This is a genomic window from Microbulbifer sp. Q7 (assembly GCF_001639145.1).
Lineage (GTDB): Bacteria > Pseudomonadota > Gammaproteobacteria > Pseudomonadales > Cellvibrionaceae > Microbulbifer.
Genome location: NZ_LROY01000002.1, coordinates 1,337,561 through 1,359,844 on the forward strand (window position 1 = coordinate 1,337,561; position 22,284 = coordinate 1,359,844).

Consider the following 22,284-nt stretch of genomic DNA (forward strand, 5'->3'; position numbering starts at 1 on the left):
ATAGCGGCAATCATCTAATAGAAAGCCGGACTGGGCAACCCCAGTCCGGCTTTCGCATAGCTTCAACTCATTGAATCGAAGCTTTTAATAACAAGGTCTTATCAGTCCTTGTTATTCATTTGCGCCTTGATCAGGTCACCAATGGTCGCCGGCTGAACCTGTTCAGCTTGCTTCTTGCTGTGATCCTTGATGGCCTGCTTCTCGTCATCCTGATCCTTGGCTTTGATGGAGAGGCTGATCACGCGGTTCTTGCGATCCACGCTGGTGATCTTGGTCTCAATCTCTTCGCCTTCTTTCAGGGCATTGCGAGCGTCTTCAACCTTGTCGCGGCTGATTTCGGAAGCGCGCAGTACGCCTTCCACTTCGTCCGCCAGGGTGATGATGGCTTGCTTGGCATCAACTTCTTTGATGGTACCCATTACGATGCTGCCGCGATCGTTGTTGGCCACGTAGTCAGAGAAGGGATCGGATTCCAGCTGCTTGATACCCAGGGAGATACGCTCGCGGTCGGAGTCGATACCCAGGATAACGGTTTCCAGCTCGTCACCTTTCTTGAACTTACGCACGGCGTCTTCGCCAGCTTCGTTCCAGGAGATGTCGGACAGGTGAACCAGACCGTCGATGCTGCCGTCCAGGCCGATGAAGATACCGAAGTCGGTGATGGACTTGATCTTACCGGAGATCTTGTCGCCTTTAGCGAATTTACGCGCGAAGGCATCCCACGGGTTTTCCTGGCACTGCTTGATACCCAGGGAGATACGACGACGCTCTTCGTCGATATCCAGAATCATTACCTCGACCTCGTCGCCAACGTTGACAACTTTGGACGGGTGAATGTTCTTGTTGGTCCAATCCATTTCGGAAACGTGTACCAGACCTTCCACACCTTCTTCCAGCTCGGCGAAGCAGCCGTAGTCGGTCAGGTTGGTGATCACAGCCTTCACGCGGCTGTTTTCCGGGTAACGCTGCTTGATGGATACCCAAGGATCCTCGCCCAGCTGCTTCAGGCCCAGGGATACACGGCTGCGCTCGCGGTCGAACTTCAGTACTTTTACTTCGATTTCGTCGCCAACGTTCACGATCTCGCTCGGATGCTTGATGCGCTTCCAAGCCATATCGGTGATGTGCAGCAGGCCGTCGATACCGCCCAGGTCTACGAAAGCACCGTAGTCGGTCAGGTTCTTCACGATACCTTTGATCGCCATGCCTTCTTGCAGGCTGGCCAGCAGGGCTTCACGCTCTTCGCTGTTGGCGGCTTCCATCACGGCGCGACGGGAAACAACAACGTTGTTGCGCTTGGCGTCCAGCTTGATCACTTTGAAGTCGAGCTCTTTGCCTTCCAGGTGCGCGGTGTCGCGAACCGGACGAACGTCTACCAGAGAACCCGGCAGGAATGCGCGGATGTTGGCAACGTCAACAGTAAAGCCACCCTTAACCTTGCCGCTGATAACACCCTTAACCACTTCGTCTGCAGCGTGTGCAGCGTCGAGGATTTTCCAGGCTTCAGCGCGCTTGGCTTTCTCACGGGACAGACGGGTTTCACCGAAACCGTCTTCTACCGCTTCCAGGGCAACCTGTACTTCGTCGCCCACCTGCAGTTCCACTTCACCTTTGTCATTCTTGAACTGGTCCGCAGGGATAACGCCTTCAGACTTCAGGCCCGCGTGTACGGTTACCCAGTCTTTATCAACGTCGATGACAACACCGGTGACGATGGCGCCCGGTGCCATTTCGACGCTTTTCAGGCTCTCTTCAAATAGTTCAGCAAAGCTCTCGCTCATTACATTACCTATATAAATGGATCCTACCGATAGCAACTTTAGAGTCTAGTTAGCCGCCAGTAGAGATCCCACCGCGCTGCCAGTACGCGGGTCGGATTACAACAACGGCCGGGCGATTCTGGCTGATCCCGGCCGTCGTTGTTAAAAATCTAATTGCTGGAAAGCTGTTTCCAGTCTGGCTCAACCGATACGCTTTTGTACCAGTTCGAGCACTTTTTGCAGAACACCGTCTATGTCGATGTCCGTGCTGTCCAGCACCACGGCGTCGTCGGCCGGGGCCAGCGGGGAGGCTGCGCGGTTCATATCCCGGTCGTCCCGGGCGCGGATGTCCTCCAGCAGGTCGCGGAGGCTAACAGAAACCCCCCTGCCCTGCAACTGATCGAAGCGGCGGCGGGCGCGCTCTTCCGCACTGGCGGTGAGGAAGATCTTGACCGGCGCGTCAGGGAACACGGTGGTGCCCATGTCACGCCCGTCGGCCACCAGACCAGGAGCGGCACGGAAATCCCGCTGGCGCTGCAAAAGCGCCTCACGTACCGCAGGCACGGCCGCCACCTTTGAGGCCGCCATGCTCACCTGCTCCATGCGGATATCCCGGCTGACATCCTGCCCCTCCAGCATTGCAGCCACTTCGCCGCCAGCAATCGCAAAGCGGATATCCAGGTTACTGGCGATATCTGCCAATCTGGCTTCATCCTCCAGGTTCACCGCCGCATTGAGTGCCGCCAGCGCTGTCAGCCGGTAAAGCGCCCCGGAATCGAGCAGGGCATAGCCCAGCCGGTCCGCCAGCAACTTGGCGATGGTGCCCTTGCCGGAACCACTTGGCCCATCGATGGTAACTACCGGGGGCTTGTTCATTGCTTGAGTCATTACTAATTGGTACTGCTTGCGTTCGTTGTGTTTGGGTAGCCTGTATAGGATGGTAGCGCGCTCAGCGCACCACCAGTTTCATTCCCGCACCGGTCGCCAGTTCGGCAAAGTTCGGGAACGACGTCGCTACATTGGCACAGTGAAGGATCTGAATGTCAGCGCTGGCGCGCAGCGCCGCCACCGCAAAGGACATGGCGATGCGATGATCACCGAGGCTGTCCACAACCCCGCCGCCAAAGACGGCACCCTCACCGTTTCCGCCCTTGCCCTGAATGACAATACCGTCCGCAGTCGGCTCTGCGTCGACGCCCAGAATCTGCAGGCCGTCGGCCATGGCCTGGATGCGGTCACTTTCCTTTACCCGCAGCTCTTCAGCGCCGGTCAGGACCGTTTTACCTTCCGCGCAGGAGGCGGCAACGAAAATTGCCGGGAACTCATCAATAGCCAGGGGCACCTGATCTTCGGGGATATTGATTCCCTTCAGCGGAGCGTACCGCACGCGAATGTCTGCCACTGGCTCACCACCCACTTCACGCCGATTCTGCAGGGTGATATCTGCCCCCATCGCACGCAGGATATTGATGGCACCATCGCGCGTCGGGTTAATTCCCACGTGCTGCAACAGGACATCGGAACCTGGCGCAATGGAAGCCGCCACCATAAAGAACGTGGCCGAAGAAATATCCGCTGGCACATCAATCTGGCAGGCCGTCAGCTTACCGCCACCTTTCAGGCTTGCGCGCGGCCCATCCCGCAACACCTCGTAACCAAAGCCAGACAGCATACGTTCGGTGTGATCGCGTGTGGGGGCAGGCTCTGTAGTGCTGGTTTCACCGTCCGCATAGAGGCCGGCCAGCAACACGCAGGATTTCACCTGGGCACTGGCCATCGGCAGCGTGTAATCAACAGCCTTCAGCTGACTGCCACCTTTGATCTTGAGCGGTGGACGCCCCTCTTCACCGGTTTCCACCACCGCACCCATTTCACGCAACGGGTTGGCAACGCGGTTCATCGGTCGCTTGGACAGGGATTCATCTCCGGTGAGTACCGAATCGAATTGCTGACCGGCCAGCAGGCCCGCAAGCAGGCGCATGGAGGTACCAGAATTGCCAACGTAGAGCGGGCCAGGCGGCGCTTGCAGGCCGTGCATGCCAACACCATGGATCGTGACCCGGCCATTGACCGGCCCCTCAATCACCACTCCCATATCGCGGAAGGATTGCAGGGTCGCTAACGCGTCCTCGCCTTCCAGAAACCCTTCCACTTCGGTGACGCCCTCTGCCAGTGAGCCCAGCATGATCGAGCGGTGCGACATGGATTTGTCACCGGGCACCCGCAGGTCGCCGTTTACTGAGCCACCCGGCTGGGCGACAAAAGTTACTTCCTTTGCTTGCATAGTTTCCGTATACGCTTTTTTGGCCAGCATTTTAGTGAAGTGATCCCGCGCCGCCTTGGCTCGGGTAAAGACTCCCATCAGGTGCTCACTGTCGCCGCTGGCAATGGCATTGCGCAGTGAATCCAGGTTGGAAGTGTAGAGGTCGATGGATTTCAGGATCGCATCGCGATTGGCGAGCATAATATCTCGCCACATAACGGGGTCACTGGAGGCGATGCGGGTAAAATCGCGAAAGCCGCCAGCGGCATAGCGAAAGATATTCTCGTTTTCCGCATCGTGCGCCAGGGTATCCACGAGGCCATAGGCAATCACGTGGGGCAGATGGCTGGTTGCCGCAAGCACTTCATCGTGCTCCGCCACAGGCATGCTCAACACCTCGGCACCCACGGCCTCCCACATCGCCTGGATGCGGCGGGCATGTTCCAGCCCGGTGTTTTCATCCGGTGTCAGGATAATACGGTGCGCGATATACAGGTCATCCCTGGCCGCACTCACGCCACTCTGCTCGGACCCGGCAATCGGGTGGCCGGGCACCAGAAACTCGGGCACGCACCCCCAGATATTCCTTGCTGCGGTGATCACGCTCCCTTTGACACTGGCGCCATCGGTCAAGGTGACACCCGCGGGTAGACGATCCTTGAGCTGGGAAAATATCGCCTCCACGGCGAGGGTCGGAACAGAGACGAAGACGACATCTCCCGCTTCCAGCTCCCCGACAATTTCACCGATATCCGTTACCGCACGATCGACAACACCGAGCGCCACTGCCTGGGTGCAGGTTTGCGCACGACGCGCCACACCGATCACTTTACGGCAAGCGCTGGCGGCCTTGAGCGCGAGCGCGAGACTCCCGCCAATCAAGCCAATACCGACAATCACCAAACGCCCAATCAGGGGTTCTGAGGCATCCTGCCCGCTGCATTTCCCTTCTTGCGCCATCTACAAAACTCCGCGCGGGTAGGATCCCAGCACTTTCATGTCCGATGCACAGGCGCCGACATCCTGCAGCGCGGCAGCAACATTTTCGCTGTCGCGATGGCCGACAAAGTCGATAAAGAAAACGTACGTCCAGTTGCCCGTCTGGGCAGGGCGTGTCTCAACCCGGGTCAGATCGATTTTGTGGGTCTGGAATGGCACCAACAGATCGTGCAACGCGCCGGGTTCGTTGCGCATGGAAACCATCAGGGAGGTCTTGTCGTCACCACTGGCGGGAACCGCTTGCGAGCCAATAATCAGGAAGCGCGTGGAATTATCTGGTCGGTCTTCAATTTTTTCATTGAGGACTTTCAGACCGTACAACTCCGCGGCCATGTCGCCGGCAATGGCCGCCGCGTTCCATTCTCCCTTCACGCGCTTGGCAGCTTCCGCATTACTGGCAACCGCCACACGTTCCACATTCGGGTAATAGGAATCCAGCCACTTGCGGCATTGGGCCAGGCTCTGGGCATGGGAATAAATGCGCGTAATGGAATCTTCGCGAGTAATGTCGGAAATCATCAGGTGCTGGTGAATCCGCAATTCCACCTCCCCGCAGATTTGCAGGTTGGAGGTCATGAAATTGTCCAGGGTGTGATTGACCACACCCTCGGTGGAGTTCTCCACCGGCACCACGCCATAATTGACCGCGCCGGCCTCCACCTCACGGAACACCTCATCGATCGCCGCCAGCGGCTTGGAAACCGCTGAGTGACCGAAATGCTTGAGGGCAGCCTGCTGCGTAAAGGTGCCTTCGGGCCCCAGATACGCCACTTTCACCGGCTCTTCCAGGGCGAGACAAGCGGACATGATCTCGCGAAACAGCCGCGCCATTTCTTCATTGGTCAGCGGCCCCGGATTGCGCTCCATCGCGCGACGGAGCACCTGCGCCTCGCGCTCGGGGCGGTAATACTGCGCGTTTTCCCCGTTACTTTTTTTGACTTCCGCCACTTCCAGTGCACAGTTGGCACGCTCGGAAATCAGCCGTGCAATATCGCTATCGAGACTGTCGATGCGATCGCGTAACGCCAGCAGGCGCCCATCCTGCTTTGGTTTATCTTCAGACATAACTCTCGCCTAAATTCGTAACTCAGACCCCAATCGCTCGGGGCTATCCATTGCGACGCTCAAAATCCGCCATAAAGGCGACCAGCGCCTCCACGGCCTCAAGCGGAACCGCGTTGTAGAGGGAAGCACGCATACCTCCGACGGAACGGTGCCCCTTGAGTGCCAGCAGCCCCGCTTCTTCCGATTCTTTCAGGAACACTTTGTCGAGGCTGTCATCCGCCAGCACAAACGGCACATTCATGCGCGAGCGACTGTCCACGGCCACGGGGCTCGAATAGAAATCACTGCGATCGAGGAAGTCATACAGCAGCTGGGACTTCTGCAGGCTCAGCGCCGCCATCGCTTCGACCCCACCCTGGGCCTTCAGCCATTTGAACACCAGACCAGACAGGTACCAGGCAAAGGTGGGCGGCGTGTTGTCCATTGACTGGCCGTCGGCAGCCACCTTCCAGCTCAGGCTGCGCGGAATATTCGGGAGCGCCTGATCCAGCAGATCGTCACGCACGATGCCCACCGCAATACCAGACGGACCAATGTTTTTCTGGGCCCCCGCATAGATAAACCCGAACTTATCGACCGGGATGGGTTGCGAAAGAATGGTCGACGACATATCCGCAACCAGCGGGCTGTGCACTTCCGGAATGTAGGGAAACTCGACACCGCCGATGGTTTCATTCGGCGTATAGTGAAAATACGCCGCATCCGGACTCTCTTCCCAGGCATCCGCCGCCGGGGCATAGGAGAAGTTCCGGTCCTCGGAGGAAGCGACAATATTCACGGTACCGTAACGGCGCGCTTCCTTGATGGCTTTTTCTGCCCACTGACCGGTGTGGATATAGTCCGCGCTTTTGCGCTCGCCACCCAAAAGGTTCCAGGGAATGGCACTGAACTGACCGGTGGCACCACCCTGCAAGAACAGCACCCGGTAATTGCCGGGAATGCTCAACAGATCCCTGAGATCCTGTTCCGCCTCCTCCGCCACCGTGGTGAACTCCGGCGAGCGATGGCTTACCTCCATCACCGAGCAACCCACGCCCTGCCAGTCCAGCAACTCTTCCTGCGCCTGGCGCAGTACCGGTTCGGGTAACGCCGCAGGTCCCGCACAGAAATTAAACTTTCTCATTGATTCACTTCCACAGAGAAAACAACTTTCGATTCAATACCACGGTTTTTAGGTGGCCGGATGAAATCTTTGGCACAATCCAGAAAGGCGAGATACACGAACCTCGTTTCTCCCCCTCTCGATTACAGATCTTTCGCCAACCGCTCACCAGACCGCCGCAAAGTCAAAAAAGGCCGCGATAATTCGCAGCCTTTTTTGAGCTAAAGAGCGTTCAGACGTTACTCCTCGACAGCGCCATCTGCGGTCGCTTCACCGTCTTCACCCTCGGGATCCTCGGTTTCCTGAATGCGCGCCAGCCCTACCAGCTTCTCGTTCTCCTTCAAGCGGATCACGCGAACCCCCTGGGTGTTGCGCCCGAGTACAGAAACCTCGTCAACCCGCGTCCGCACCAGGGTTCCCTGATCGGAAATCAGCATGATCTCCTCCCCGGGATGCACCTGACAGGCCCCGACCAGCGAACCATTGCGCTCGCTTTCGGCAATGGCAATCACGCCCTGGGTACCACGGCCCTTGGTGGGGAAATCTGCGGTGTCGGTACGTTTGCCGTACCCCTTTTCGGTGACCATCATCACCGAGCCACCCTCTTCCGGGATAACCATTGCGATCACGTACACATCATCGGCCATGCGAATACCGCGCACACCGCGCGACACACGCCCCATGGAGCGCACATTCTCTTCCGCAAAGCGGGCCGCCTTGCCGGCGCTGGTCAACAGCAGCACATCGCGGCTGCCGTCGGTAATCGCGGTTGCCACCAGGCGATCCCCTTCTTCCAGCTCGATCGCACGCAAGCCAACGCTGCGCGGACGGGAGAACGCGGTGAGCGGGGTTTTCTTCACGGTACCGTTGGCGGTAGCGAAGAAAATAAAGTGGTCTTCATCGTACTCGGACACCGGCATCAGGCTGCTGATGCGCTCATCCTCTTCCAACGGCAACATATTCACCATTGGGCGACCACGGGAAGCGCGACCGGCGGTCGGCACTTCATACACCTTCAGCCAGTACACCTTGCCCTTGTTGGAGAAGCAAAGAATGGTGTCGTGCGAGTTGGCAATCAGCAGGTGCTCGACGAAGTCTTCGTCTTTTACCTGGGTGGCCGATTTGCCCATGCCGCCACGGCGCTGGGCCTGGTAGTCGGCCAGCGGCTGGCTCTTGGCGTAACCACCGTGGGAGATGGTAACTACCTTGTCTTCCGGGGTGATCAGGTCTTCGACGGAAAGGTCCTGACGGGAAGCCACGATATCGGTGCGACGCTCATCGCCGTACTCTTTTTCCAGTACTTCCAGCTCTTCGCGGATCACCTGCATCAGGCGTTCCGGGCTGCCGAGAATTTCCAGGTACTCAGCGATCTGCTCCAGGCGCTCACTGTATTCCGCCAGCAGCTTATCGTGCTCCATGCCGGTAAGACGGTGAAGGCGCAGCTCGAGGATCGCCTGGGCCTGGGCCGGAGACAGGTAGTAGGCGCCGTCGCGCAGCCCGAATTCTTTCGGCAGGTCGTCCGGACGACAAGCATCGGCACCCGCACGCTCCAGGAACTGCTCCACCTCACCCACGGGCCAGCCCTTGGCAAGCAGTGCTTCACGGGCCTCGGCGGGGGTCGCAGACGCCTTGATCAGCTCGATCACCGGGTCGATGTTGGAGATGGCAATCGCCAGGCCTTCCAGAATATGCCCACGCTCGCGCGCTTTGCGCAGCAGGAACACGGTGCGGCGGGTCACCACTTCCTGACGGTGACGAATGAAGTATTCCAGCAGCTGCTTCAGGTTCAACAGCTTGGGCTGGCCATCCACCAGCGCCACCATGTTGATACCGAACACGCTCTCCAGCTGAGTCTGGGCGTAGAGGTTGTTCAGAACCACATCACCCAGCTCACCGCGCTTCAACTCGATTACCACGCGCAAGCCGTCTTTATCGGACTCGTCGCGCAGTTCGGAAATACCTTCGATCTTCTTCTCTTTCACCAGCTCGGCAATGCGCTCGATCAGTCGCGCCTTGTTCAGCTGGTAAGGAATTTCATGGATAACGATGGTTTCGCGATTGGTTTTGTCATCGCGCAGCACTTCTGCCTTGGCCCGGATATAGATCCGCCCGCGACCGGTACGGTAGGCCATGAGAATACCAGCGCGACCATTGATGATCGCCCCGGTGGGGAAATCCGGGCCGGGGATGTATTCCATCAGCTCGTCAATCGACAGCTCGCTGTTATCGATCAGCGCCAGGCAGCCGCGCACCACTTCCGTCATATTGTGCGGCGGGATATTGGTGGCCATGCCCACGGCAATACCAGAGGAGCCGTTGACCAGCAGGTTCGGTACCCGCGATGGCAGCACTTCCGGCATCTGCTCGGAGCCATCGTAGTTGTCGACGAAGTTGACCGTTTCTTTATCCAAATCCGACAGCAGCTCGTGCGCGAGCTTGTCCATACGGATTTCGGTGTAACGCATGGCGGCGGCGCTATCGCCGTCGATGGAACCGAAGTTACCCTGACCGTCCACCAGCATATAGCGCAGGGAGAACGGCTGGGCCATACGCACGATGGTGTCGTATACCGCACTGTCACCGTGCGGGTGGTACTTACCGATCACATCACCCACCACACGGGCAGACTTTTTGTAGGGCTTGTTCCAGTCGTTCTTGAGTTCGTTCATGGCGAAAAGCACACGACGGTGTACCGGCTTGAGTCCGTCGCGCACATCCGGCAACGCACGGCCCACAATCACGCTCATCGCATAGTCGAGATAGGACTGCTTCAGCTCTTCTTCGATATTGATCGGAGAAATTTCTTTGGCTATTTCGCCCATATTTCAGGCATTCCTTATCGTTAACGCCGCCAGCAAGGGCTGGCCCCTCTTCACCCCTGGTGACACGCCCACTAACGAGCGCTGTAGCCAAAGGCCGGGAAACAAGTAGGGCTCACTGGTCACAGCCCCAAACAAGCGGGCGATTCTACCACAACTGGCGCCGCGTAGGACGACTTGTGCGGACTTGTTCACGGCGCCATGCGCCGCTAAAGTCTGCGGCTTTGCTTCGGAACAAAAAACACACAATGGACACCCCCAATTCCAGCGACACCGCTCAAAAATCGAACAAAAAACAGTCCGTAGACACCCTGATTCACGCACGCTGGATAATCCCGGTGGTGCCGGAAAAGCGCGTGTATGAACACTGCTCACTGGCCATTAACGATGGCACCATCACCGCCATCCTCCCCAGCACCGAGGCCCGCCTGCGCTTCGCGGCGAGTGAAGAGCACCAACTGGGCGATCAACTGCTGATCCCCGGTCTGATTAACACCCACAACCACGCCGCCATGACCCTGTTGCGCGGTTATGCCGATGACAAACCCCTGATGACCTGGCTGGAGAAGCACATCTGGCCGATGGAGCAGCAATGGGTCAGCCCCGAGTTTGTCGCCGATGGTACCCGCCTGGCGATGGCGGAAATGCTGCGCAGCGGCACCACCACGTTTTCTGACCAGTACTTCTTCCCCGAGGCCACCGCCGCAGTCGCCCGCGACACCGGTATGCGTGCCCAGATCGCCTTCCCGGTGATCGATTTCCCGAACAACTGGTCCAGGAACGGCGACGACGCCCTGGAAAAAGGCCTGGCAATACGCGACGACTACCGCTCCCACAGCCGCATCGGCCTCGCTTTTGCGCCCCACGCCCCCTACACCGTGGGCGACGAGACCCTCCGGAAAATCGCCATCTACGCCGACGAACTGGGGATGTCGGTGCAAATGCACCTGCACGAGACGGCCGGCGAGGTCGACAAAGCAATCGCCGAATCCGGCGTGCGCCCCATACAGCGGCTGCACAACCTCGGACTGCTGTCGCCACAATTTCTCTGTGTCCACATGACCGCTCTGGACGACAGTGATATCGCCCTACTGCAAACCACCGGCGCCCATGTCAGTCACTGTCCACGCTCCAACCTCAAGCTTGCTTCCGGTTTCAGCCCGGTGGCAAAACTGCTGGACGCGGGCGTCAACGTGTCCATCGGCACCGATGGTGCCGCCAGCAACAATGGCCAGGACATGCTGGCAGAGACCAATACCGCCGCCCTGCTGGCCAAGGCCATCTCTGGCCAGGCGGACGCCCTGCCCGCTCACCAGGCCCTGGCCATGGCCACCATCAACGGCGCCCGCGCCCTCGGACTGGATGACATTACCGGCAGCCTCGAGGTAGGCAAGGCGGCAGACCTCTGCGCCATCGACCTCAGCGCGCTCGAGCAGCAACCGCTGCACGACCCGCTGTCGCAGCTGATTTACACCACCAATGGTCACCACGTGCGCAATGTGTGGGTCGCTGGCAAGCAGCTTTTGAAGGACCGGAAACTCGCGACCCTTAACGAAGAAGAACTGAAGCAACGAGCTGCGAGCTGGCGTGATAGAATCGCCGGTCGCACGAGCTAGGCTGATAACGAAGTTAGACACCAAGAATTGAAGCTGGCGCTCCCGGTAACCGTTTCCGGGACCGTCTGCGGCCAGGACGGCCGCAGCCGAGCCCCCATGGATGGGGTCACGGCGTGTCCCGGAAACGGTTACCGGGAGCGACGGCGCCAGTGCAGGTGGGCAAAACGGACCCCACAACCATGACAAGGCCCAAATGACCAACGTAGATCCGGCGGAAATCGCCAAATTTGAACAACTGGCCAGCCGCTGGTGGGACCAGCAGGGTGAATTCAAACCCCTGCACGAGATCAACCCCCTACGCGCCAACTATATTGACCAGCGCGCCCCCGTAGCCGGCAAAACCCTGCTGGACGTGGGCTGCGGCGGCGGTATTCTGGCGGAAGCCATGGCGCAACGCGGTGCCCACGTGACCGGCATCGACCTGGGTGAAGCGCCGTTGAATGTCGCCAAGCTGCATGCGCTGGAAAGCGGCGTGCAGATCGACTACCTGCGCGTTCCGGTCGAGGAGCTGGCGGAAAAACAACCCGCCAGCTTCGACATCATCACCTGCCTGGAGATGCTCGAACACGTACCCGACCCGGCTTCTGTCATCCGCGCCTGCGCCAAACTGGTCAAACCCGGTGGCCACGTGTTCTTCTCCACCATCAACCGCACGCCCAAAGGCTGGCTGTTTGCCGTGGTTGGGGCCGAATACGTGCTGCGCCTGCTGCCCAAGGGCACCCACGAATACGGAAAATTCATTCGCCCGTCGGAGCTTGGCGGCTGGGTGCGCCAGGCCGACCTGCGCACCCGCGACATCACCGGTATGACCTACAATCCCCTCACCAAGCAGTACAAACTCAACCCGAGGGACGTCGACGTCAACTACCTGATGCACACCACTCGACCTGCAGAATAACGCCAGAAGTTCCTATTGATGAAAGCTGTACTCTTCGACCTCGACGGCACTCTGTTCGACACCGCCCCGGACTTCGTGGTGGTGCTCAATCAGCTGCGCCAGCAAGAAAAACTGACCCCCCTGGCCGATGCCACCATTCGCGAGGTGGTCTCCAATGGCGCTCGCGCCATGGTCCGCCTCGGCTTTGGCGTCGACGAAGGCGAGGCCGGATTCGATGAATTGCGTCAGCGCCTGCTCGACCTGTACCTGATGCACCTGGCCAAACACACCGTGCCCTTCCCCGGGATCGAGACGCTTTTGAATCAACTGGCGGAGCACAGCATTGCCTGGGGTGTGGTCACCAACAAGCCATCGGCCTACACCATTCCACTGTTGCAGGCGTTTGCGCACCTGCCGACACCCGGCGCCGTCATCTGCCCCGATGACGTCACCCATCGCAAACCCGACCCCGAGCCCATTTTACTCGCCTGCAGCCGCATCGGTTGCGCCCCCGGCGAAGCCGTATACGTGGGTGATCATGAGCGCGATATCATGGCCGGGCGCGCGGCCGGCATGCCCACCATCGCCTGTAGCTATGGCTACATCGACAGTGATGACGACCCGGCCAACTGGAATGCCGACCACCTCATTCATGACGCCAGCGAAATCTGGCCGCTGCTGCAGCAGCAATACCTGAAAAATACGTAGGCAGCTCCCGGCTGATCCACACCCGCAACCACACCCGCAACCACGACCACTGAAACGAGCTCGACTACTGATGTCTGAAACCATCACCGACTACGCCGCACCGGCGGACTTACTCAACGATAAAATCATTCTCGTCACCGGCGCCGGCGACGGTATTGGCCGGGTCGCCGCCAAAACCTACGCAGCCCACGGTGCCACGGTCATCTTGCTGGGACGCACCGTACCCAAACTGGAAGCGGTCTACGACGAAATTGAATCCGCCGGCGGTGCCAAGCCAGCAATCCTGCCGGTAGACCTGACCAGCGTGAAATGGGAAGAGCTGGAATACCTGGCGCAAGGGGTCGACCAGGAATTCGGCCGCCTCGACGGCCTGCTGCACAATGCAGGTGTCCTGGGCCAGCGCACTCCCATCGCAAATTACCATTACGCCACCTGGCAGCAGGTAATGCAGATCAACGTCAACGCCGCCTTCGGCCTGACCAAGGCGATGATGCCACTGCTGGAGCAATCCAAGGCAGCATCGGTGATTTTTACCGGCTCCGGCGTGGGCCTCAAAGGGCGCGCCTACTGGGGCGCCTACTCGGTCTCCAAGTTTGCCACCGAAGGCATGATGCAGGTACTCGCCGACGAGGTAGAAGGCGTTTCCAATATCCGCGCCAACAGCATCAACCCGGGCGCCACACGCACCAATATGCGCGCGGCCGCCTACCCTGCGGAAGACCCGCAGACCGTCGCTGCGCCGGAAGACATCATGCCCACCTACCTGTACCTGATGGGCGACGACAGCATCGGTGTGAACGGCAAGCAGTTCAACGCGCAGGGCTAAGCGCGCACACCGTCGCGGCCCCGCTCTACCCCACCTTCCGTGACCGCCGCCTGCCCCCGCTGGGGAGCCAGGTGGTGGTACACCGCCCCCCTGATTACACTTTCCGAGGCCGGCTACGCGTCCGCGTCACGCTACGCTGCGCCACACTGCCACGCCCTGGACATCACAGCGGCTTTCACAGCACGCCCGACTGGCGAGGGGGATATGAAAACGTCACTCACCAACGAACTCGGTGCCCTGGCCAGCGAATCCCGCAATCCGGATACGCAGGATATCGACCTGCTCCCCACCCTTGGCATATTGGAAAAAATCAACGACGCGGACAGCGGTGTACCCGCGGTGGTGCGTCAGGTGCTGCCTGAGATCGCCCGGGCCGTGGATGCGGTTGTGGCTGCATTCAAATCCGGCGGGCGGCTGGTCTACATGGGCGCAGGCACCAGCGGCCGCATCGGCCTGCTGGACGCCGTGGAATGCCCGCCCACCTACGGCGTCCCCGAAGGCATGGTGATTCCGCTGATCGCCGGCGGCGAAGCCGCCGTACACCGGGCACAAGAAGGCGCGGAAGATGACCCCGAGCTGGGAGAGGCGGACTTGCGGGCAATTGCATTGCAGCCCCATGATGTGGTCGTCGGCATTGCCGCCAGCGGCCGCACGCCTTACGTCACCGGCGGCCTGCGCTACGCCCGCAGCCTGGGGTGCACAACAGTGGCGCTGGCCTGCAATAAATCGGCGACCATCGCAGAAGAAGCGGATATTGCGATACTCCCCGAAGTCGGCCCCGAGGTGCTCACCGGCTCAACGCGCATGAAGGCGGGCACCGCACAAAAGCTGGTACTGAATATGATCACTACCGCCAGCATGATTCGCACCGGCAAAAGTTTTTACAACCTGATGGTCGATGTGAAAGCAACAAACCAGAAGCTTGTCGATCGAACCCGCCGGATAGTCATGGAAGCAACCGGGGTAAACTACGAAGAGGCCGACCAGGTACTGGCGCGCTGCGATCACAATGCCAAACTTGCCATCATGATGATCCTGAGTGGGCTCGAACAGGCGGAGGCAGAAGCGGAGCTGGACAAGGCCGACGGTTTTTTACGGCGTGCCCTGCAGAATCTGGGTCGAGGATAAAGCGGATAAATAAAGCGGGAAAAGGGGCAAAAAAATACCCGGGTTCCCCGGGTATTTTTTTACGCTTTACGGATGATCGTCGCCACCCACTGACTGGCTCGTATCAAACCCCATACACGGGCCAAGCGCGTAGAGCGATCAGAGCTTACTCATCTGCGTGGTCGATCTCGTCCGCCACCTCGTCCATCACATCTTCCACGTCGTCGGCAGAGGCCTCAACGGCTTCAGTCGTTTCTTCCATTGCGTCGCCCATGGCTTCCGGCACATCCGCGAATACATCGCCTTCCACAGACGCCATCATGGCCTCTGTGGAGTCCGCCACCTTAGCACCGGTTTCCTTTGCCTCGGCAACGGCAGATTCCACCGCTTCCGCAATGGATTCCTCCGCGGTCACCGCCTCAGGTGCGGTGTTATCCAGATTGGTGTAGTACAGGTAGCCGCCAATCGCAGCGATGGCAATGGCGGGAATTACAAGTTTCTTCATTTCCAACCCCTGACAGTGTGTTGTTATATCGTTATGTTTGATGATTATTTTTCTATGCGCTAGCACAGACATTCTTCCACGCAGCACGAAGGGGAAATGTGACCAGTAACTCAATTTGAATTGTATGGCGCTCGCTTGTGGGGCAAAATTTGAGGACTCACCGACCGGAACTGACATTATGAGAAAAACCACCATCCCAGCTTGCCCCGCGCGGTCTCTGACAGGCCTGCGCATCGTACGCGCGGCATCGCTTGCCCTGCTCGCCTCCCTGGCGCTGCCAACCTCGGCCACAACCCTGGCGGAACAGTTGCAGCAGTGCAGCCAGTTCGACGACGATAACAAACGTCTCGCCTGTTACGACAAATTGTCGGGCAGTTTAAAACAGCATGCTGAGCGGCAATTCGGCCAGGAGCAAAAGCAGGTCATCGAAAACGCACCGGAATCGATTTCCGCCACCATTACGAGCGCCAAAGAAGGCGCCCATGGCAAATTCATCTTTACCCTCGACAACGGCCAGGTGTGGCGCCAGACAGATAGCAACCGCAGCATCTGGCGTGGCGGCGAGCAAGTCACCCTGGAACGCGGCGCACTGGGTTCGTTTTTCATGCGCAAAACTACCGGTGGGCGCTCCTTGCGCGTGAAGCGGGTGAAGTAAACCACTACCCTGTCGCTGTCCCCCCCCCGCCACCATCAGGTTCAGGCCGGTTATAACCATGCCTCTCCGGTTATAACCGCAGCCTCTGACACAGATTCTTCTAGCGCCATATCACTCTAAAACTGCCCTTGTTTTCCGCTCTTCCACGCCCGTAAACGACAAAAAACCCATGAGTCGGCCTTTAACAGGCGCGCCGTTCAACCATCATCTATAGTCAACTTGTTCGCATGGCAATTTGTACGCCATGCCCCGATCCTGCGAAAGGACAACGCCGGTGATTCAACGGCAGGCAGGCGGTCGAGCGACGACACCGCACTGCCACAAACATAAGGTTCAGACTTTGTCCCGAGTAAATATCAACTCCAGGGATGACGAATGGCTGAAGGAAAATAGCAACAATCTGACCGGGGAGAACTTCTCACAGGAAGACCCCGAGCAACCCATACAGGCTCGCACGGAGGTACCTGAGGAGGAGGCTTCATCCAGTGACTCTCTGGCGGAAAATGTCAGCACGCCGATGCAGAACTACCTCAAGCATCTGTACCGACTTGACCTCCTCACCCCGGAAGATGAGCACACCACCACTTGCCTCCTGCGAGAGTTGGAAGACAAGATTATTGCCCTGCTGCAAAAACGCGGCATCACCCTGGTGGATCTGCGCAGTGAAGGGGTAGAGCAACGCGGGAGCACCGGAGCCTACGACCACGGCCTGATCATTGCCAAGGCAAACGAACTACTGGAAACCGGCAAGATCTCTCAGCGCGACCGCAGCTCCCTGCAAAACCTGATGAAGCGCTTCAAGGCGCAGCGCAAGAAGCTGATTCAGTGCAATCTGCGTCTGGTCATCGCGATCGCCAAGCGCTTCCGAAACCCATCGGTGCCATTTATCGATTTGATTCAGGAAGGCAACGTGGGCCTGATGAAGGCCATCGAGCGCTTCAAACCACAGATGGGCTATCGGTTTTCCACCTACGCCTACTGGTGGATTCAACAGGAAATTCAGCTCACACTGCGCCGCAACGACGACATGGTGCGCCAACCGGCCAATGTGCAGGACGATCTGAGGAATATATACCGCGCCATCAACCAGGTGCGGGCGGAAGGCCTGCCAGCGTCCGATGACAATATTGCCAAGCAGACCGGGCTCGATCTGGAGCGCGTTCAAAGCCTGCTGAAGCTGCCCGGCCCGACCGGTTCGCTGGACGATCCCATCTCCGACGACCAGAACAGCACACGGCTCGACTACGCGCCGGCCAACGAGTTGTTCAACACCGACGAACTGGTATCGAATCAGGAGCTGGCACAGCGCCTCAGGGATGCCGTGGCCAGGCTGCCGCCACGGCAACGTACAGTGCTAAGCCTGCGTTATGGACTGATCTCGGATCGCGATTGCTCGTTTCGGGTCATCGGCGAGCAGCTGGGGCTCAGCCAGGAGCGCGCGCGGCAGTTGCACTCCGACGCTCTGAGACAACTGAAACGCCAATGGCGATGAATCCCCTGCCCTGACGGGCAACACTGACGCCAGCCGGGCACATCGTTGCCCGGCTTGCCTTCGCCATAAATCCGACTAACCTTGCATTGACCAGCCTCTAATAGCGAAAACTGGCGACTGCATTATGCCCTTACCCCGCGTGACCGCTGCACTGCTCAAGTGCCTGCTTCCCCTGCTCTTCACAATCGGCACCACAGTGTCTCCCGCCGCACTTGCGGAGGGCTGGCTGAAAGAAGGCGCCCATGAATTGATCCTGAGCGGCGGCAAGGGGCTGGGCAGCGCACTGATTCAACAGAAATCCATCGCCGGCTCCGATATGGTCGGCGCCAACTGGTCCTATCAATTTTACGATTACCCCAGCAATCACCGTTTCCAGTGGTGGGCGCAGGTCAGCTACAGCTACATGTGGCGCGACTATCGCGGAAAAGATCAGAAGCAGCATATCTGGGAGTTGAAGCCTGTGCTGCGCTGGTACCCCCGCCGGGAGGCCGAGGGGTTGTTTGGCGAAGTGGGGGTCGGAGCCGCCTACCTGACCGAGCGCAGCTTCGGTGCCATCGACCTATCGACCAACCTGAATTTTTCCCTGCACTTCGCCGGGGGCTACACCCTGCAAAGTGGCAATACGATTTCCCTGCGCTATAGCCATTTCTCCAACGGCTACACCAACACCCCCAATCCGGGGTTCGATTTTGCCTCGTTGAACTGGCACACCCGGTTTTAACGCCCGGCCTGAAGCTCGTCGAACCAGCGCACCGCGCACGACGTCGTTTCCGCAAGACTGAACCCCGAAAATTCGATGGGCCGCGGATGTTCGAGCACCGCTCTGGCGACCTCAACAAGACGATCCACCGCTGCGCCGGCAGCAGGGTTCTCCCCGTCCCGCGGCATCACAACCCCCTGGGGGAAACACCGCTGCAGTAGCTCTACACCAGTGCCACTGGCAGCGATTGCCGGACACCCCATGGCCAGCGACTCCGCCACTGTGCGACCACTGGAAGGCGCCACCTTGCCGCGGTCACCCACCAGGTCGAAGGTAATCCGCGCGCTGGCGTACAGTTCGCGCATGTCGCGGCGCTCCCCAAGAAACAATACGTGCTCCGCAAGCCCCATGGACTCGGCACGGTGTTCCAGGGCGCGCGCAAACTTCTCCTGCCCCGGCACCACGCCGCCCACAATCAGACCAAAAATATCCGGCCGTTCGGGCTTCAGTGCCGCCAGGACTTCAAGGAACTGCTCCTGCCCCCTGCCCGGCCCGATGGGCGCAGGCAGCAGCAGCCAGTTGCGCCCCTCCAATTGAGGAAAGTCGTTCAGCAGTCGGTGGTGCCAGTGCCCGGATACCGGTGCATTTTTATCCAACTCACGGGTGTTTACCCCACGGTAGAGCGTGCGCACCGGCTCCACTGCAGGCGGCGTTGTGTGCTGCTGCACGCTGGCAGCCTTGGCACCTTTTACACCATAGCGCCGCGCAATGTGCTGCCCGAGGGAGTCTGACGCCGCCAGCACCAGCTCGCCCTGCAGCAGCGCCGGATTGGCCCGCCGCCCGCGCAGCAACCCGTTTACCGGCCATTGGTGCACACTGGTCACCAGACGGGGGCGCTGTTGCGGATTGAGCCGCTTCAATACCCGCACACCGTGCCAGGCACACTGGGGACCACGGCACAACAGAATATCGGCCCGCAGTGATTCGAGTAGTCGGCGCAGTTTTCGATGCAGTGCACCATTGAACAGTTTTGACGGATGCAGCGGCAACTCGAAATGCTGGCACTTGTGCAAGGTCAGACGAGAAACCTGCGGACCGCCGGAAGAAATTACCACCGAGTCCAGCCCCTGCCGGGACAGCTCCTGCGCAAACTCCAACGCCTCCTGCGCGAGTTCCCCCGCATCCATTGTGGGCACCAGTTGAACAATCCGCATATCTGACAAGCCCTCGCTCATTCGCCGCAACCCCGGGGGTGTTTTTATCCCAACCGCCGGTGTGGCTCGCGGTACATCCATTGATGAAGTGCCATGATTGTACAGGTGATTTCTGCGCCACAACGCACAATTTTCACAATGGCGATGCAAATCACAATTGCTGCGGAATCCTGTAGAATTTTTGCCATGATCTCATCGAGATTGCACCAGACAAAACCATCAAAGAACACTGCGAGGCCCCTATGCGAATCCCCCTCCCACTCCCGGCACAGGGCTCGCGCGCTGTCACATCCAGTTGGCCACACCGGTGTATTGCCTGTTTCGGGCTAGTTTTACTGCTCGCGGTGAATACGGCCTTCGCGGCCAATGACCGGGGTTTATTACTGGAGGCGACAAAAGAGAAGAAAACGGTGTACCTGCTCGGCTCTATCCACCTGGCTGATGAGAGCTTTTATCCACTGCGAGAGACGATCGAACAGGCCTACCGGGAGAGCGACGTGCTGGTAGTGGAGGCCGACGTGCTCGCCATGGAGTCCGATCCACAGCTGCAACAGAAAGTCATGCTCGAATCCCTTTACCCACCGGGAGAGCAGTTAAAAGACCATATTTCAGCGGAGGTGTATGCCCAGCTTCAGCAGTGGCTAAAGAAGCGGCGGATTCCCGAAGCGAATTTCAATCGTATGCGCCCCGCCATCGCCATGATCACCCTCAGCCTGATCGAAATGCAGGCGCGCGGGCTGGATCCCAAGGCCGGTATCGACCGGCACTTTCTCAGCCAGGCCCATCGCAACAACGTCAGGATCCTCGAGCTGGAAAGCGTGCTGCAACAAATCGAAATGCTAAACAGCCTCGAAAACCCGGAGCTGTACCTGAAGCAGACCCTCGAACAGGTCTCTGACATGGATCGCTTTGTGCCACGCCTGACCCGGGCGTGGAAAAAAGGCGAACAAAGTGACATTTACGACCTGGTCATCCGCGAGGGACTGGCAGAGAACCCGGAGTACGCCCCTCTCTTTGAACTGCTGTTTTATCAACGCAACCGTGAGATGGCGAAAAAAATCCAGGAATTCAGCGAGCGTCACAACACGCTTTTTGTGGTTGTCGGTGCCGGGCACCTCGTAGGTGCCAAGTCTGTCACGGAGTATCTGGAGCAAAACGGCTTTTCCGTAAAGCAAATTTAGCCCGAGCGCGCGTCACACTTTTCCAGGCCGTCTAAACTGGCCTTAGTCAGCTGGAAAGGAAGGACGCCGTGTCATTACTCTCTTCGTTCGCTTCGACGGAAAAAGCGTTGCCGGGGTGCCACCGTTCGCCGGTGGCCAGCCACCTGCTTAAGCTCTGTGTACTGCTTGCTACCGCTCCCACAATGGCAGACGAAGCAGAAACCAGGGGCGGGCTGAAGATCTCCTCCGACGATGGAAATTTTTCCGCCTCTCTGGGTGGCCGACTCCACTTTGACACCTACCTGTTCGACACGGATATCGAAGACCCGGTGAGCACCACGGATTTCCGTCGCGCGCGCATCACCCTGAAAGGCAATGTGTACGACTGGAAATACGTGCTGGAGCAGGACTTTACCGGTGGCAGTACCCTGAACGGATTTCGCGATGTGTTTATTGCACACGAGTTTCTGAACGGTGAAATTCGCATCGGCCAGTTCAAGCCATTCCGCTCCATGGCAGAAATGACCAGCTCTAACGAAATCACCATGCTAGAGCGCCCCTTTTCCAGTGCCACTGGTCTGTATGAGGACTACCAGTTCCAGCAAGGCATCGGCTGGACCGGCGTACTGGATTGTTTCACCCTGGGCATGATGGCATTCAACCTGCGGGACGCCGGTACGCGCCGCAATGAAGGTGTCGGCGCCGCGGGCCGACTGGCGTGGGCACCGATCAACACAGACCTGGCCACGTTTCATCTGGGTACATCGATCAGCTATGAAAACGCCAACCAGAATTCCGCCGATATTACCGCGGAAGCGGATTACGCAGGGCGCCGGGGTCCGTCGCAGCTGATGGCGCTGACCCCTGGTGACCTCGGGGACGAGGCCTCTTTCGTCTCACTGGAAATTGCCGGTAGCTACGGCCCACTGTATCTGCAGGCCGAGTATGCACTGGGCGAGTTTGACGCCGATTACTATCTGACAGAGTCGCAGTTCGAGCGGGAGTTCGGGGCGCCCGCGCCCTTCTTCTGCGATCCACAATTTGGCTGCTATATCGCCGATCAATCGGTACACACCTGGTATGTGCAGGGCAGCTGGATGCTCACCGGCGAGCACAAGACCTACAACAAGAAACGGGGCGCCTTCAATTCCGCCCGGCCCTCCGGCGACGGACTCTGGGGGGGCGCCTGGGAGCTCACCGCTCGCTACGACACCATGGAAAATCGAGACATACACCGGCTCGAAGCCAGCAGCGCGCAAATCGGCTTGAACTATTACGCCAATCGCCATGTGCGGGTCATGCTCAACTTGATCTTTGGCGAGGATGATTTCACCGGCGACGACACCAATCAGCTGGGATTGCGTGTGCAAATGGCCTGGTAGCCGGCATAAAAAAAGCGAGCCCACCGGGCCCGCT

The 22,284-nt window shown here is 59.0% G+C and carries 18 protein-coding genes; 10 read left to right on the forward strand and 8 right to left on the reverse strand.

The annotated features are described in order from the left end of the window. Nucleotides 1-101 precede the first annotated feature (101 nt). From rpsA to gyrA, 6 genes are all read right to left on the reverse strand, one after another. On the reverse strand, nt 102-1,781 hold the full coding sequence (gene rpsA / locus AU182_RS11290) for a 30S ribosomal protein S1 (protein WP_066965049.1): 1,680 nt from the start codon (nt 1,779-1,781) through the stop codon (nt 102-104). A gap of 180 nt (nt 1,782-1,961) precedes the next feature. Further along, nucleotides 1,962-2,648 (reverse strand): (d)CMP kinase, encoded by a 687-nt coding sequence (gene cmk, locus AU182_RS11295; RefSeq protein WP_082859384.1) that lies wholly within the window; start codon nt 2,646-2,648, stop codon nt 1,962-1,964. A 61-nt stretch (nt 2,649-2,709) separates the two neighbouring features. Next, nucleotides 2,710-4,983, reverse strand: a complete 2,274-nt coding sequence (locus tag AU182_RS11300) for a bifunctional prephenate dehydrogenase/3-phosphoshikimate 1-carboxyvinyltransferase (protein WP_066965054.1) — start codon at nt 4,981-4,983, stop codon at nt 2,710-2,712. Then, complete coding sequence (gene pheA, locus AU182_RS11305) at nt 4,984-6,087, reverse strand: prephenate dehydratase (protein ID WP_066965058.1); 1,104 nt, start codon at nt 6,085-6,087, stop codon at nt 4,984-4,986. It lies immediately after the preceding gene. 43 nt (nt 6,088-6,130) lie between these two features. Continuing rightward, a complete protein-coding gene (gene serC, locus AU182_RS11310) occupies nt 6,131-7,210 on the reverse strand; it encodes a 3-phosphoserine/phosphohydroxythreonine transaminase (protein ID WP_066965060.1) in 1,080 nt (359 codons plus the stop codon). Between the two features lie 218 nt (nt 7,211-7,428). Next, nucleotides 7,429-10,011, reverse strand: coding sequence for a DNA gyrase subunit A (gyrA, locus tag AU182_RS11315; protein WP_066965063.1), 2,583 nt, complete (start codon nt 10,009-10,011; stop codon nt 7,429-7,431). 245 nt (nt 10,012-10,256) lie between these two features. Here gyrA and AU182_RS11320 point away from each other — a divergent pair, with 245 nt between their 5' ends. The 5 genes from AU182_RS11320 to murQ all read left to right on the forward strand — a co-directional run bounded on the left by AU182_RS11320 (nt 10,257) and on the right by murQ (nt 15,163). After that, entirely contained in the window at nt 10,257-11,624 is a 1,368-nt protein-coding gene (locus AU182_RS11320) for a TRZ/ATZ family hydrolase (protein WP_066965066.1), read from the forward strand. Between the two features lie 193 nt (nt 11,625-11,817). Beyond that, nucleotides 11,818-12,522, forward strand: a complete 705-nt coding sequence (ubiG, locus tag AU182_RS11325; protein WP_066968001.1) for a bifunctional 2-polyprenyl-6-hydroxyphenol methylase/3-demethylubiquinol 3-O-methyltransferase UbiG — start codon at nt 11,818-11,820, stop codon at nt 12,520-12,522. Nucleotides 12,523-12,540: 18 nt separating this feature from the next. Further along, the gene (locus tag AU182_RS11330) at nt 12,541-13,209 is read left to right on the forward strand and encodes an HAD family hydrolase (protein ID WP_066965068.1); all 669 of its coding nucleotides are present in this window, start codon (nt 12,541-12,543) and stop codon (nt 13,207-13,209) included. An 82-nt stretch (nt 13,210-13,291) separates the two neighbouring features. Then, the gene (locus AU182_RS11335; protein ID WP_207003723.1) at nt 13,292-14,035 is read left to right on the forward strand and encodes a YciK family oxidoreductase; all 744 of its coding nucleotides are present in this window, start codon (nt 13,292-13,294) and stop codon (nt 14,033-14,035) included. Nucleotides 14,036-14,239: 204 nt separating this feature from the next. Then, on the forward strand, nt 14,240-15,163 hold the full coding sequence (gene murQ, locus AU182_RS11340; RefSeq protein ID WP_066965074.1) for an N-acetylmuramic acid 6-phosphate etherase: 924 nt from the start codon (nt 14,240-14,242) through the stop codon (nt 15,161-15,163). 145 nt (nt 15,164-15,308) lie between these two features. Here murQ and AU182_RS11345 read toward each other — a convergent pair whose 3' ends face one another. Continuing rightward, entirely contained in the window at nt 15,309-15,647 is a 339-nt protein-coding gene (locus tag AU182_RS11345) for a hypothetical protein (protein WP_066965077.1), read from the reverse strand. Nucleotides 15,648-15,825: 178 nt separating this feature from the next. Here AU182_RS11345 and AU182_RS11350 point away from each other — a divergent pair, with 178 nt between their 5' ends. From AU182_RS11350 to AU182_RS11360, 3 genes are all read left to right on the forward strand, one after another. After that, nucleotides 15,826-16,302, forward strand: a complete 477-nt coding sequence (locus AU182_RS11350; protein ID WP_066965080.1) for a hypothetical protein — start codon at nt 15,826-15,828, stop codon at nt 16,300-16,302. Between the two features lie 340 nt (nt 16,303-16,642). Then, on the forward strand, nt 16,643-17,794 hold the full coding sequence (locus AU182_RS11355) for an RNA polymerase sigma factor RpoD/SigA (protein WP_066965083.1): 1,152 nt from the start codon (nt 16,643-16,645) through the stop codon (nt 17,792-17,794). Between the two features lie 124 nt (nt 17,795-17,918). Then, nucleotides 17,919-18,515 (forward strand): acyloxyacyl hydrolase, encoded by a 597-nt coding sequence (locus AU182_RS11360; protein WP_082859385.1) that lies wholly within the window; start codon nt 17,919-17,921, stop codon nt 18,513-18,515. Here the strand turns inward: AU182_RS11360 and AU182_RS11365 are convergent. Continuing rightward, nucleotides 18,512-19,708 (reverse strand): glycosyltransferase, encoded by a 1,197-nt coding sequence (locus AU182_RS11365; protein ID WP_193754333.1) that lies wholly within the window; start codon nt 19,706-19,708, stop codon nt 18,512-18,514. The genes AU182_RS11360 and AU182_RS11365 overlap by 4 nt on opposite strands. A 344-nt stretch (nt 19,709-20,052) precedes the next feature. Between AU182_RS11365 and AU182_RS11370 the strand changes: the two genes are divergently transcribed. Further along, the gene (locus AU182_RS11370) at nt 20,053-20,889 is read left to right on the forward strand and encodes a TraB/GumN family protein (protein ID WP_227718231.1); all 837 of its coding nucleotides are present in this window, start codon (nt 20,053-20,055) and stop codon (nt 20,887-20,889) included. A gap of 68 nt (nt 20,890-20,957) precedes the next feature. After that, nucleotides 20,958-22,250 (forward strand): OprO/OprP family phosphate-selective porin, encoded by a 1,293-nt coding sequence (locus AU182_RS11375; protein ID WP_227718232.1) that lies wholly within the window; start codon nt 20,958-20,960, stop codon nt 22,248-22,250. The last annotated feature ends 34 nt before the right edge of the window (nt 22,251-22,284 follow it).